This window comes from Tropicimonas isoalkanivorans (genome assembly GCF_900112335.1).
GTDB classification, from domain to species: Bacteria; Pseudomonadota; Alphaproteobacteria; order Rhodobacterales; family Rhodobacteraceae; genus Tropicimonas; species Tropicimonas isoalkanivorans.
In genome coordinates, this window is sequence record NZ_FOLG01000003.1 from 366,352 (window position 1) to 379,150 (window position 12,799).

Annotated in this window: 12 protein-coding genes; 8 read left to right on the top strand and 4 right to left on the bottom strand. The window is 64.3% G+C overall.

The genetic code is table 11. The features are described from left to right. Nucleotides 1-80 precede the first annotated feature (80 nt). From BM075_RS08875 to dctP, 3 genes are read left to right on the top strand one after another with little or no spacing between them, the layout of a single operon-like run. The gene (locus BM075_RS08875) at nucleotides 81-773 is read left to right on the top strand and encodes a GntR family transcriptional regulator (protein WP_177208297.1); all 693 of its coding nucleotides are present in this window, start codon (nucleotides 81-83) and stop codon (nucleotides 771-773) included. Next, a complete protein-coding gene (locus tag BM075_RS08880) occupies nucleotides 770-1,738 on the top strand; it encodes a D-2-hydroxyacid dehydrogenase (protein ID WP_093360306.1) in 969 nt (322 codons plus the stop codon). Before BM075_RS08875 ends, BM075_RS08880 begins: the two co-directional genes overlap by 4 nt. A gap of 25 nt (nucleotides 1,739-1,763) precedes the next feature. Continuing rightward, nucleotides 1,764-2,903 (top strand): TRAP transporter substrate-binding protein DctP, encoded by a 1,140-nt coding sequence (dctP, locus tag BM075_RS08885; RefSeq protein ID WP_093360307.1) that lies wholly within the window; start codon nucleotides 1,764-1,766, stop codon nucleotides 2,901-2,903. Nucleotides 2,904-2,967: 64 nt separating this feature from the next. On the opposite strand, the gene BM075_RS24405 is transcribed toward dctP, so the two are convergent. Continuing rightward, entirely contained in the window at nucleotides 2,968-3,849 is an 882-nt protein-coding gene (locus BM075_RS24405; RefSeq protein ID WP_177208298.1) for a LysR family transcriptional regulator, read from the bottom strand. A 102-nt stretch (nucleotides 3,850-3,951) separates the two neighbouring features. On the opposite strand from BM075_RS24405, the gene BM075_RS24410 reads away from it, so the two are divergent. The 5 genes from BM075_RS24410 to BM075_RS08915 all read left to right on the top strand — a co-directional run bounded on the left by BM075_RS24410 (nucleotide 3,952) and on the right by BM075_RS08915 (nucleotide 9,189). Continuing rightward, nucleotides 3,952-5,694 carry a UGSC family (seleno)protein gene (locus BM075_RS24410; RefSeq protein WP_177208299.1) on the top strand — a complete coding sequence of 581 codons (1,743 nt, stop codon included), beginning with the start codon at nucleotides 3,952-3,954 and terminating at the stop codon, nucleotides 5,692-5,694. Nucleotides 5,695-5,785: 91 nt separating this feature from the next. Further along, nucleotides 5,786-6,703: a 2-hydroxyacid dehydrogenase gene (locus tag BM075_RS08900; protein WP_093360310.1), complete on the top strand. Its 918-nt coding sequence runs from the start codon at nucleotides 5,786-5,788 to the stop codon at nucleotides 6,701-6,703. Continuing rightward, complete coding sequence (locus BM075_RS08905; protein WP_093360311.1) at nucleotides 6,703-7,761, top strand: Ldh family oxidoreductase; 1,059 nt, start codon at nucleotides 6,703-6,705, stop codon at nucleotides 7,759-7,761. The genes BM075_RS08900 and BM075_RS08905 overlap by 1 nt, the downstream gene beginning before the upstream one ends. Nucleotides 7,762-7,772: 11 nt before the next feature. After that, nucleotides 7,773-8,003: a hypothetical protein gene (locus BM075_RS08910; RefSeq protein WP_093360312.1), complete on the top strand. Its 231-nt coding sequence runs from the start codon at nucleotides 7,773-7,775 to the stop codon at nucleotides 8,001-8,003. 64 nt (nucleotides 8,004-8,067) lie between these two features. Then, nucleotides 8,068-9,189: a C4-dicarboxylate TRAP transporter substrate-binding protein gene (locus BM075_RS08915; protein ID WP_177208300.1), complete on the top strand. Its 1,122-nt coding sequence runs from the start codon at nucleotides 8,068-8,070 to the stop codon at nucleotides 9,187-9,189. 162 nt (nucleotides 9,190-9,351) lie between these two features. Here BM075_RS08915 and BM075_RS08920 read toward each other — a convergent pair whose 3' ends face one another. The 3 genes from BM075_RS08920 to BM075_RS08930 all read right to left on the bottom strand — a co-directional run. After that, nucleotides 9,352-10,284: an IS5 family transposase gene (locus BM075_RS08920; protein WP_093360314.1), complete on the bottom strand. Its 933-nt coding sequence runs from the start codon at nucleotides 10,282-10,284 to the stop codon at nucleotides 9,352-9,354. Between the two features lie 265 nt (nucleotides 10,285-10,549). Next, complete coding sequence (locus BM075_RS08925) at nucleotides 10,550-12,418, bottom strand: sigma-54-dependent Fis family transcriptional regulator (protein ID WP_245758792.1); 1,869 nt, start codon at nucleotides 12,416-12,418, stop codon at nucleotides 10,550-10,552. A 126-nt stretch (nucleotides 12,419-12,544) separates the two neighbouring features. Beyond that, nucleotides 12,545-12,799: transposase (locus BM075_RS08930; protein ID WP_177208301.1), on the bottom strand; the 255-nt coding region annotated here is incomplete at its 5' end.

The window sequence follows — 12,799 nt, forward strand, 5'->3', positions numbered from 1 at the left end:
ATAGGAATCTTCGACGCAGCATCGATCTTTTGTGGCATGCATGTAATATGCAGAAATTTTCCGAACACAGGGGATGCCCGATGACCTCGCTTGCCACTCTTTCCGCCTCCGAATCCCTCGTAGCCAGGGCCGCCGACCTCATTCGCGACGCCATCCTGTCCGGAGAGATCGCTGCCGGAGATCGGCTGTCCGTACCCGAACTGTCGCGCAGGCTCGGGATTTCGCGGACACCGGCACGCGAGGCGCTGCTGGTGCTGGAACGCGACGGCATCGTGGAAAGCCGTCCGAGGCTTGGGGTCGTGGTGGTAACCGGCGACGAGCATGATATCCGCGCCCTTTTTCAGCTCCGCGAGGCCTTGGACGGCATGGCCGCGCGTCTTGCCGCCACCCAACTTTCCGAAGATGGGCGCGCCCGTCTGCGGCCCCTGCTCCAACGCCACGAGGCAGCCATCGACGCGCAGGATGTCGAAGCGCACATTGCATGCGATCTCGAGTTCCACGGCATCCTGCGCGATGGCAACGACAACGGCTATCTCGCCTCGGCGCTTCTGGGGCTGGAACGGCGGCTAACGGTCCTCATGCGCACGTTTTCCCACGCTCCCCGCGCGATGGGACCGGGCGTGCTTCGCGATCACCGCGCCATCATGGATGCTGTCCTTACGATGGACGCCGACGCTGCCGAAGCCGCTGCTCGCCGCCACGTCCGCAATGTAGCCCTCTTCTTCACCGCCTCCCTCAAGGAGGGCAGCGGACCGTCTGCCGACAACCCATGAAACTGGTCGTTCGCAGCCAATTGCCCCTCGGGAACCGGATCGCGCGGGCGCTGGAAGACCTGCCCTTCGTGTCGGAAGTCGTTGTGCCGGCGGACGCCGAAGCGCTGTACGCCGCGTTGCCAGGCGCGACCGGGCTGATCACGATGAACAGCCTGTACGACGCCGCTCTCGCGGACGCATTGGAGCGCACGCCGTCGCTGCGCTGGCTGCAGCTGCTGTCCGCAGGGTTCGAGAACCTGGCGGCCCACGGCGTTCCGTTCGGCGTGACCGTCACCAACGCCGGCAACGGGCGCACGGCCAACGTGGCCGAACATGCCCTGGCGCTTGCCCTGGCGCTGTACCGCGGCATCCCGGTGGCGGTCGCCAGTCAGCAAGCCTGCCGGTGGGCTCCACCCATCGCAGAGAGCATGGGCACGCTCGAAGGCGCCCGCGCCACTGTTCTTGGCTATGGCAGCATCGGGCAGGCCATCGCCCGCCGCCTTGCCGCCTTCGATGCCCACGTTGTGGCGCTGAACCGCTCTCCCCGGCAGGACGGCATCGTAGGCGAGACCCGACCGCTCGAAGACCTCGACGCAGTGTTGGCGGAGACAGAGATCCTCTTCGTCGCGGTGGCCCTGGTTCCGGAAACCAAGCACCTGGTCGATGCCCGGCGGCTGGCCCTGATGCCACGCGGGGCACGCCTGGTGAATATCGCCCGCGGCGAGGTCCTCGACACCGACGGGCTGGTCGACGCACTCGGGTCCGGCCTCCTGTTCGGCGCCGGCATCGATACGACGGACCCGGAACCCCTGCCGCCGGATCATCCGCTCTGGCGCGCGCCGGGCGCGCTGGTGACGCCGCACCTCGGCGGGACCGAGACCGAAAGATCGTCAGAGCGCATCGTCGCATTGGCAATCGAAAACGCCCGCCGCCTGAACGCGAAACGCCCCTTGAAGGCGCGGATCGCCAGCCTCGCGGCGCAATAAGCATAACAGAAGGAGGAGAAGACCCATGACCATAAGGAACACAGCCCTGGCATTTGCGGCAAGCGTCGCAGCCCTGCCCGCGACGGCAGACGAGCTTATATACAACACGGGTCTCGGCCCGACGCACCCGACCGTGACAGACGTCATGGAACCGATGGCGGCCTGGATCGCCGAACAGACGGACGGGCAGACGACGATGAAGGTCGTGACCGCCGGCGCGCTGGCGGGCATTCGCGAAACCTTGTCGGCCGTCCAGTCCGGCGCTGTCGAACTGGGTCTCGTCAACTTCAACTACACGCCCGACGTCTGGCCTGTGACCGCCGCGTTAGGATCGCTGTCCCTGATCGGCAAGGATAACCGGGTGATGACCGCCGCCGCGGCGCAAAGCTACCTGCTGGACTGCGAGCGCTGCCAGGCCGAATACGAAGCGGCCGGTGTGGTGCCGCTGTTCGTCTATTCCACGACGCCGTTCAAGTTGATGTGCCGGGGCATTGAGCCCCTGACGCCTGAAGCGATGGTGGGCGTCAAGATGCGGGCCTCGGCCGGCGTCGCCCAGGCGGCCGCGGCACTGGGCGCGACACCGCTGAACATGCAGTCGACCGAGACCTACGAGGGCGTTCAGCGCGGCGCCATCAACTGCGACAGCGGTTCCGTCTCGTGGCTGAAGACCTACAACTTCGGCGAAGTCATGTCGGTGGTGGTGAACCAGTCCTTTGGCGTGTCCTACAACACTGGCCTGATGACATTCGGGCAGGACGCGTGGCAGGATGTGTCGCCCGAGGCGAAGGACGCGATTTTCTCTTACCTCGCCAAGGGGTTCACCGACATTTCGCGCGGATACATCAAGGCGGACGAGGCGGCGCGGGCCGAGTTCGAGCCGAAAGGCGTGAAATTCGTCGATCCCGATCCGTCCTTCGGCGTCCGTATGGACGCGATCGTGAACGAGCAGTTTCGGCTGATCGTCGATCAGGCGACGGCGCGCGGGGTCAGCGATGTCGATGCCGAACTGACAATGCTGACGAACAACGTGGCAAAGTGGACGGAAATCGTCGACGGCATAGGAACCGGCGACTGGGGCGATGCGGAATGGCAGGCCTATCAGGATGCGGTTCAGACCGAGATCGTGGATCGGCTGGAGCGGAAGCTGGCCACGCCGGCCCAATGAGACAGGCGGCGAGGCGGCGCATCGCCTCGCCATTTTCTTTCCCGATGGACATGCTGCATGGGCATCAGCCCATCAAGGCGGCGGCTTCCAGGCGGGACACCAACGGCGACGCTCCGTTTGCCAGCCGGACAAGGGCGAGATCCAGCTTCAGTTCCAGCCCCCCTACCCGCCGAAGAACGACGCCGCGCACCCAGCTTTCCGGGGTACCGGAGACGACCAGCGCCACCCCCAGTCCAACGGCGACCAGGTTGATCGTCGCCCATTCGCCCTCGGTTTCCTGCACGACGCGCGGCCTGAGCCCCGCCGCACTTGCGGCGCGGTAAAGCAGGTCGAAGAAACCGGGATTGACCTCGCGCGCCAGTCCCACGAAGGGCTCGTCCGTCAACATCGCAGGCGAGACTACCGCCTCCCCGGCAAGGGCATGGGTTTCGGCAAGCGCCAGGAAGAGGTCATGCCGCTCGATCCTTGTGGCGCTGAAGCGGTCGGGCAGGTCCTCGGGCGCATAGACAAAACCGGCATCTGTATCTGCCGCCTCGATCTGGGCCAGTTGGACCGGCGTGGGCGCCTGATGCAGACGCAGTTCGATCGCCGGCCAGTCCTCGCGAAATCGCCGCAGCGACTTGGTGACCTTGCGCGAGCGCGCCGCGGTCTCGTGGAATCCCACACGCAACAGCCCCTCCTGCCCCGACGCCAGCCGCCGCGCGCGCTCTGCCGCGAGTTCCAGTTCGCGCAGAAGCCGGCGGGCATCCGCCAGATAGGCCGCGCCCGCAGGTGTGATTCTCAGCCGCCGTTTCTCGCGTGTGAAAAGCGCAAAGCCAAGTTCTTCCTCATGCTGGGCAAGGGTCCGCGACAGCGCGGGCTGCACGACATGCAGCCTCTCGGATGCCCGGCGCAAACTGCCGGATTCGGCGATGGCGACGAAGGTACGGAGGTGGCGGAGTTCCATGGCTCGATGTGATACCTTGATGCGATCAAGTTGACAATAAAGGAACATTTGCGCGTTCAATTTCCGTGCCGCAGACTGTGCTTCGACCCAGGAGGAAATCACATGAACGTCACCCTGCGCGAAACTGGCGGCCAAACCGCCAGCCTGTCCATCGTCAACCCCATCGCCCGCCAGAAGGTCGAGACCGCCGAGATGGTGCGCCATCCCGCCGCCCCCCGGCTCGATACTCTGGAGGGCAAGATCATCGGCTTTTTCTGGAACGGCAAGCAGCAGGGCAACCAGGCGCTGGAGCGGACCAAGGCCAACCTGAAAAAGCTCTATCCCGACGTGCAGTTCCGGGATTACCTGGGGGCCATGGGCGGCGTGTTGCGGCGAGCGTCGGACGAGCAGCTGGATGCGATGGCGCGCGAATGCGATGCAGTGGTCGGCACATCGGCCGATTGCGGGTCCTGCACGTCCTGGCTGATCCACGACATGTGCGGCATCGAACAGCGCGGAACACCCGCCATCGCCTGGACCGCGAAGCAGTTTCATGAGGACGCTCACTGGAGCGCCAACGTCTGGGGCGTGCCGGACCTGGTGATCAGCGAAGTGCCCGAGTGCTTCACCAACAACAGCCCTGACCGCATCCACGCGATGGTCGATGCAGCGATGGACCAGATCATCCGCGGCTTCACCGAAACGCCGACAACTGCCACGTTGGATTTCAAGCGGATCAACCGCGAGTCGGTCGACGAACGGGAGCTTTCCTACGACGGGGCCGACCTCATGGAGGCCTTCGACGCGATGCAGTCCGCCTTTGTCCGCGCGGGATGGAGCGACGGCTTTCCACTCGTGCCGCCGACACCCGCAAAGGTTGCGCGCATGGTCGAGGCTTCGGGAAAGCCGGGCGATCATGTGCTTGGCCTGCTGGAGCCCGGCTTCGGCCTGGCCACGGTCGAGAAGATTGCCGCCAACGCCGTCATGGCCGGTTGTACGCCCGCGATGATGCCTCTGCTCCTGGCCATCGTCGACGCCTTCCTTGACTATCGCGCGGGCTTTCGGGGGGTCTGTATGTCGACCGGGCCGCAGGCGCCGGTAATCCTCGTGTCGGGGCCGGTGGTCGACGAGCTGGGTCTGAACTGCGGGATCGCGTCCATCGGACCGGGCAGCCAGAACGCCGCCAACGTCGCCATCGGGCGGGCCGCGCGGCTGTTCATGATGAACATCGGCCTGTCCTATCCGGGCGTGTCGGACATGGACACGCACGGCACGACGATGAAGTTCAGTTATTGCGTCGCCGAGAACCAGGCTCGCAATCCCTGGGCTCCCTATCGGATGGTCAAGGGCTACGCCGAAGACGAATCGACCGTCACGATCAACTCGCCATTCTCGCAGACCTGCCTTTACGATTTCCAGAACCAGGACGCGGAGTTGCTGGCCGAGACCTTCGGCTCTGCCATGTCATCGGCCGCCAACGCGATGGGTGCGGCCTGGTTGACGACACACAAGGGCGCCGACAACCTGCCGGCCGTCTGGCGCGGCGACCCGGATAATCTGCTGATCCTCTGCCCGGACCACGCGCAGGTCTTCCACCGCGCCGGCTGGAGCCTCGAAACGCTGCGCGAGAAATTGTACCACTATTCCCGCCTGCCGTTCCGGAAAGCCATGCTCAACAAGACGCCGGAACTGTTCAAAACGGTGCACCCGCATCTGCAATGGATGTGGGAACAGCCTGACACCGAAATCTCGCTTTACGGCGCGCCAGAGAGTTTCGACATCTTCGTCACAGGTGGCGATGCGGGATGGAGCACCTGGCATGATGGCGGCACCTATTCGGTGACGCGCCGGGTCGGCGACATCTGACCCGCGCGGCAGGGGAACGGGGGTCGAGCCATGCCGACCGCGTCCCCCTGCTGATCCGCCGTTGCCGATCTGTCCCATCGCCGAGACCAGAATGTCCGTACTTGCACATGACGTCCCCGAGCCGTTCGTGACGGCTCTCCGCGCCGCCGCGCCGGATCTGGACATTCGCACCAGCGTTGGACCAGATCCCGAAGCGGTGCGATCCGTCCTGATCTGGTTGGCGGTGCCGGATTTTCTGGAGACGCTGCCAAATCTGTCGCTGGTCCTTTCGCTGGGCGCCGGGGTCGAGCGACTGATGGTGCCCAGGCTGGTGCCCGACGGCGTCCATATCGGTCGGATTTCCAGCGCCGTGCAGGCGGAGGGAATGAGCGACTACGTCCTGCTCCATGTGCTGCGCCAGCACCGTCGGCTTTCGCAACTTCAGGACGAGCAGGCACGCGGCGAGTGGCGCTGGCGGCTCTGGCCCCGCGCCGGCGACGTGGCGGTTGGTGTGATGGGGCTTGGCGCGCTTGGTGCGGATGCGGCGCGGAAGTTGGCGATGGTCGGGTTTCGCACCCGCGGCTGGAGCCGGACCCGGAAGTCCATCAAGGGCGTGGCTTGTCACTCCGGTGCCAATGGGCTGGCAGCGTTCCTCGCAGACCTGCACCACTTGGTCTGTCTGCTTCCGCTGACACCTGCGACCACGGATATTCTCAACGCCGACCTTTTCGCGCAACTCGCACCGGGTGCGTTCCTGATCAACGCCGGACGCGGCGGCCACCTGGTCGAAGCGGACCTTTTGCCGGCCCTCAATGCCGGTCACCTAGAGGGGGTCACGCTGGACGTACTCCGGCAGGAGCCGCCCCCGGCGGACCACCCGTTCTTTGCCGATCCGCGCATCCTGCTGACGCCGCACAGCGCGGTCTGTGCCACACCCGGCCAGCTGGCCCCCGATGCCGCCGAAGCCTGCCGTCGCGCGGAGCGCGGCGCGCCACCCCCCTGCCCAGTTGACCGCGAAAGAGGTTATTGATGCAACAGATTGTCCACCTTTCTGCCTCCGATCTCCGGGATCTCACCAAGACGATGCTGGTGGGCCTTGGCCTGCGTGGCGAAGCGCTCGATTCGACGACCGAGGCACTGCACTGGGCCGACCTCTCGGGAATCGACACGCATGGCATCGGAATGCTGCCATATTACGACACGCTGGTGACCGCCGGCCGGATAGACCCGACGGCCGTCCCGGCAGAGCCACGGATCAATGGTGCTACTGCCACGATAGACGCTATGGGCAATCTCGGTCACGCTGCCGGGATTGGCGCCATCGACCTGGGATGCACGCTTGCGGCCGAATTCGGCCTGTCGGCCATCGGCGTGCGCAACGCCGCACATTACGGCGCAGCGGGCTTCTATGCCGACCGGGCGGCGCGACGCGGGATAATCGGCATCTCGACGTCTGCTGTCGCGGATCCCTACATGATCCCGGCCCGTGGCATCGAAAAGGTGTTTGGCACCAACCCCCTCGCCTTTGCCGCGCCGTCGGCCGAGGATGAACCGGTGCTATTGGACATCGCGACAAGCACCGCGGCGCTCGGCAAGGTGCATCTCGCACAACGGCGCGGCAGCCGAGTGCCGGAAGGCTGGGCGGTCGATCCGCAGGGTCGGCCCCTGACCGATCCTGAGGCCATTCTGGCCGACGCACGGGTCACGCCGCTTGGCGCGACGCCGGAGCATGGTGTGCACAAGGGCTACGGCCTTGCCACGATGGTCGAGATTCTGTCGTCCCTGCTGCCCGGCGCCAGTTGGACGCTGCAGCGGCCGGACAATGCGCCCCGCGACGACGTCGGCCAGTTCTATCTGCTCATCGACCCAGCCCGTTTCCGGAGCGGCTTTCCGGAGTCCGTCGCCGCCATGTCCGAACGGCTGCGCGCCTCGCCGCCCGCCGATCCGGCGTTGCCGGTGCTGGTCCCGGGCGATCCGGAATCGACCGCGCGGCGATCCCGGGCCGATTCCGGTGTCACACTTCCCCCCGGCCTCGTGACCGCCTTGCGGGACATTGGAGGCCGAAGATCCATACAGCTTCCTTTCTGAAAGGAGAATCCATGAGCCTGACAACTGCAGACGTCGTCGCCCAGTTCGAAAGAATGGTCGCTTCCATGGGCGTCAGCCTGACGCTAGTTGGCACCGAAGGGACCGTCGCGACAGTCCAATATGGAAGCGAGGGTGACCCGACTTGCGACATATGTGTTTTTTCGACGGATGACCTCAAGGCGATGTTGGAGGAGGCGTTCGTTCGCAACAATGTCGGTCCTACGGAAGTGAAGTTCGTCTGATCACCCGCGAAAAGTTCGGGTTGCTAGGCGCATACCCGAGAAAATGCTCCAAGGGAGGATTGACATGACACTCAAGACAATGTTGGCGGCGACAGCCGCCTTCGCGCTTTTCGCTGGCACGGCCTCAGCGGCCGAACTGATCTACGGATCGCACACGCAGGACACCCATTCCGACAACAGCTACGTCGCGAAACGTTTCTTCGATCGTATCACCGAGGCGACGGATGGAGAGCAGACCTTCAAGATCATGGGTGGCGGCGTGCTGGCTGCTGGCGACAAGGAGCTTGGCGCCGTTTCCAGCGGCGCAATCGACGCGACGATCCTGATCTACTCCTACACGCCGTCCGAAGTGCCCGCCCTGTCACTTTTGGGCGACCTCTACGGATCCGACGCCCGCGTCTCGGCTGCCGCGACCAGTGAAGTGCTTCTGCTGAACTGCCCGGAATGCAAAAAAGAGCAGGACGAACACAACGTCGTCATCTTCCAGAACACGTCGACTGCGAACTACACCTTCCTTTGCGCCGATCAGAAGATCACGAACCCGGACGACCTGAAGGGTCTGCGAATCCGGGGCACCGGTGTGATGTCCCGCACCGTGGCCTCGCTTGGGGCGACGCCCGTCAACGCAACCTACGGCGAGATCTACGAAGGCCTGCAGCGTGGGTCGCTGGACTGTACGCTGCTGGATGCCGGAAACCTTGAGGCCGGCCAGTTTTGGGATGTCGCGAAGGAGATCACGATGGCCCCGCTCGGCACCTTCGCGTCGATCGGCTTCGTCGCGATCAACAAGGACGTCTGGGAGGGCTTCACTCCCGAACAGCAGAATGCCTGGTGGGACAGTGCCGCCGAAAGCATTCGCGACTACGAATGGAACGCCATCGACCGCCAAAGACGCGCGCTCAAGATCTCCAGCGAGGAAAAGGGCGCAACGATCAGCGAGGCGGGACTCGAACTCGTCCAGGCAATCCAGGATTTTCGGGCCGCCGAAATCCCCGACCTCGTCGCAACGGCCCAGGACCGCGGCGTCGAGGATCCCCAAGCCATCGTGGACGCCTACCTTGCCGCACGCGACAAGTGGCAGGGCATCGTGTCGGAAATCGGTGAAGGCGATTGGTCCGAAGCACAGTGGGACGAATACACAGCGCGCTTGAAGACTGAGATCTACGACAACCTCAAGACACATTAACCGATGACCGCCCCGTTCCCGCCTGTACCTTGCCGCGGCGGGAACAGTTGCTTTTTTGCCCAAGGTTAAAATTCTAATTCTGGGCTGAGCTGCTGAGGATAAGCCCGCGGCTTTGTTGCGCAAAGTGGGTGAAGTCCGGACCTCCCCTTTCCCCGGACGCACTTATCCGACGGGCTCCGTGACAGGTATGCCGAGCGCGGTGTAGCCGTTCAGGACGGCGGCGCGGATCTGGAGTTCGGGGACCTGGCGATCGAAGTCGCGTGCCATGAGGCTCTGCCCCAAGAGCTTCACGCAGTGCATCTTCGTCTCGGCGCGGCTTCGGCGGTGGTATCCGCTCCACTTTCGCCAGATTGCCCGACCGAGGTAATTCGCGGCGCGGAGGGCCTCGTTCCGGGCGATCGCGCCGGCCGTCGACGGCTTCCACGGCTTGGCGTTCTTGCGCGGCGGTATGACGGCATGGGCGCCGCGGTCGGCGACGGCGTCATGGCACTTGCGGGTGTCGTAGGCCCCATCGGCGGTGACCGAGGCGATCTCCACATCAGCGGGGATCTGGTCGAGAAGCTCGGGCAGCATGGGCGCGTCCCCAACGTTGCTACTGGTGACCTCGATGGCGCGGATCTCCAGCGTCTGTTCGTCAACACCGATGTGGATCTTGCGCCATAGACGGCGTTTCGAGCCGCCATGCTTGCGCGCGTGCCACTCGCCTTCGCCCTCCGCCTTGATGCCGGTGCTGTCGATCAGCAGGTTCAGCGGCCCCTGCGAGCCCCGGTAGGGGATACTCACAGCCAAGGATTTCTGGCGCCGGCTCAGCGTGCTGAAATCCGGCACCGCCCAACCGAGGCCGATGAGCCGCAGAAGGCTCTCCACGAACCCGGTCGTCTGACGGAGCGCCATGCCGAAGAGCACCGTCATCGTCAGGCACGTCTGGATCGCGGCATCGCTATACTGCGGCTGCCTGCCTCGCTTGCCCGTCGGCGGCGGCACCCAGGCCATGTCCGGATCGAACCAGATCGTCAGGGAGCCGCGCTGCTTCAGCGCTTCGCTGTAGGCCGGCCAGTTCTTGGGCTTGTAGCTCGGCGGGATGGGTCTGCTCATGCAGGCCAGCTACCACACTGGATTCACGAGATGAATCCCTAGCTCCACGTTTGCGCAACAAGGCCCCCCCCTGCCCGGGCCAATCGACTTCGCTATCACAAAGCGAATTCGAGGCATTCCTGACCGGTATCTGGCGAAAGTTCCAGGTGTGGCCCCCATTGAATCCTCTACTCCGATGCGGAATGTGAAGAACCAGATCGGTCGATTGCGGTGACGGCCTCCCTTCAGTGCCGCATCAAACGCCCGCAGTCCTGCGGGGGGGGCATCAGCGCCGCTCGATGTGATACTGCTTGAGCTTGCGATAGAGCGTAGGCCGGGAAATCCCGAGAACCGCCGCGACCCTCGTCAGATTGCCTTTTTCCGCCACCAACGCCCTGCGAATGGCACAGGCCTCGATGCTTTCGAGGTCGCCGGAATTTCCACTCAGGATGTTCGTGATTGAGTCGTCTTCTGCCCGCCGATCCGAAAAATCGTCCCGGATCTCGGGCGGAAGGTCTTCACCCGTCACCAGCGAATCCGTCGTTAGGACGAACAGCCTTTGGACTACGTTGCGGAGCTCCCGAACGTTTCCCGGCCAACGGTAATTGCGGAGGTGTGCAATCGCCTCCTCGGTGAACTGGAGCGGCGGTCGGTCAGTCTCTCGCGCGAACAAGTGGCAGAAGTGCTCGATCAACAACAAGAGATCCTCACCGCGTTCCCGCAAGGGCGGCACTTCGATTGTGACCACGCCGATCCGGTAAAAAAGATCGCGCCGGAACTTGCCATTGGTGATCTCATTCCGGAGATCCCGGTTGGTCATGGCCACAAGCCGCACGTCGACCGGGCGCCGCTTGCTGTCTCCAATCCGATAAACCGCACGCTGTTCGAGGGCCCTCAGCAGATAAGGTTGCATTTCAATGGGCATATCGCCGATTTCGTCGAGGCACAGAACGCCGCCATCGGCGAGCTCGAATTTCCCAGGGCGCCCCCCGCGCGCGGCACCGGTAAACGCGCCCTCGACGTAACCGAAAAGATCGGAACCGATCAGATCGCGCGCAATCGCGGCGCAGTTGACCGTGACGTAGGGCGCGTCCTTTCCCGGCACGCGACTGTGAACGAGGCGGGCGAACAGTTCCTTTCCAACGCCGGTCTCGCCCTGGATCAAAACGGTGACATTCGCCGCCGCCGCCCGTTCCGCAAGTTCGATGGCATCCAGCATCTTCGGTGCCGTCCCAACGATGACAACCTCGGATTCCGCGACGCCCGACCTCGGCTTGATCCGGCGCGGCTGCTGCCGCGCGGTCTGCCGCACGGGGTCGCTGTTCAGGAAGAGCGCGGCACCACGATACGTGCCCTCGAAGTTCAGCCGCTCCAGCCCCCTCGGCTTCAGTTCCGGCGGAAGTATCTTCCCAAGGTCCAAGCCGGCGACATCCTCGACCTCCGGCAACAGCTTACGCCCGACGGCCAGTTTGTCCGGCCGCGAAAAGAGCATGTCATCAAGGCCGCGCCGGAACTGAATGCGCCCGGTCTTGTCCAGCAGGATGACGCTGTCGCTCGCACGCCCATGGTCCGACATGAGAAACGCCTCAAGCAACAGGGTCCGGTCGCGGCGCTGTTGTTCGGCCAATGCGATCTCGATCTCCCGCGCTGCCGCCATAACGAGCGCCAGATTGTGCTCCCTGAAGATCTGCGGCGGCCCGGAAAGGTCGACGACACCGATCACGGACTGATCGATCGGGTCGCGGATGGGCACACCGGCGCAGGTCCAGGCTTGCACGCCTTCGACAAAATGTTCGGCGGCATGCACGTAGGTCGGCTGGCCGGTCTTGAGCGCCGTTCCGATACCATTGGTCCCGATTGTGCCCTCGCTCCAGACTCCACCGATCTCCAGGTGAATGTCCTGCCCGCTCTCCATGACGGCCGGATCGCCGATCGCGTCGATGATCACGCCCAGTTCATCCGCAAGGATCAGGATCGTGTTGGCGTTCTTCAGGTGTGGAGCCAGCCGGCCAAAGGCCTGAAAGGCGGCTTCCCGCAATTGCGCGCTCAACTGGCGCCGCCGGTTGACGTCTTCCTCGCTGGAAATCTTGCGCGACCCATGCTGCCCGGCGTCGACACCGGACGCTACGCTGCGCTTCCAGGATTCCGCGATCACGTCTCGCACATTTCCTGCCGGAGCCTCCGGCGAACTTGAAGACGTCACGAAACGCTCCCACGCCTTGCGGGTAGTGCCCCGAGAGATGGTGTAAGAGCGCCGACCTTCGGAGAGGTCCAAGGCTGATCAGGTCGCCACGGCGGACAGCCTAACGGTTGTAGTGTCGGTGACACGCGCCAGGCTTTCAAGAGACATGTATCTCCGTGCAACCGTCCATTCGTCATTGGTCTCGAGCATCAGCGCGCCGACGAGACGGACGATGGCCTCGTCGTTCGGGAAGATGCCGATGACGTCGGACCTGCGCTTGATCTCCCGGTTCACCCGCTCCAGTGGGTTCGTCGACGCGATCTGGGCCCAATGCTCACGCGGAAAATCCATGTA

Coding starts and splice junctions, on each gene's coding strand:
- BM075_RS08875 (WP_177208297.1), top strand. CDS start 81: ATGACCTCGCTTGCCACTCTTTCCGCCTCCGAATCCCTCGTAGCCAGG.
- BM075_RS08880 (WP_093360306.1), top strand. CDS start 770: ATGAAACTGGTCGTTCGCAGCCAATTGCCCCTCGGGAACCGGATCGCG.
- dctP (WP_093360307.1), top strand. CDS start 1,764: ATGACCATAAGGAACACAGCCCTGGCATTTGCGGCAAGCGTCGCAGCC.
- BM075_RS24405 (WP_177208298.1), bottom strand. CDS start 3,849: ATGGAACTCCGCCACCTCCGTACCTTCGTCGCCATCGCCGAATCCGGC.
- BM075_RS24410 (WP_177208299.1), top strand. CDS start 3,952: ATGAACGTCACCCTGCGCGAAACTGGCGGCCAAACCGCCAGCCTGTCC.
- BM075_RS08900 (WP_093360310.1), top strand. CDS start 5,786: ATGTCCGTACTTGCACATGACGTCCCCGAGCCGTTCGTGACGGCTCTC.
- BM075_RS08905 (WP_093360311.1), top strand. CDS start 6,703: ATGCAACAGATTGTCCACCTTTCTGCCTCCGATCTCCGGGATCTCACC.
- BM075_RS08910 (WP_093360312.1), top strand. CDS start 7,773: ATGAGCCTGACAACTGCAGACGTCGTCGCCCAGTTCGAAAGAATGGTC.
- BM075_RS08915 (WP_177208300.1), top strand. CDS start 8,068: ATGACACTCAAGACAATGTTGGCGGCGACAGCCGCCTTCGCGCTTTTC.
- BM075_RS08920 (WP_093360314.1), bottom strand. CDS start 10,284: ATGAGCAGACCCATCCCGCCGAGCTACAAGCCCAAGAACTGGCCGGCC.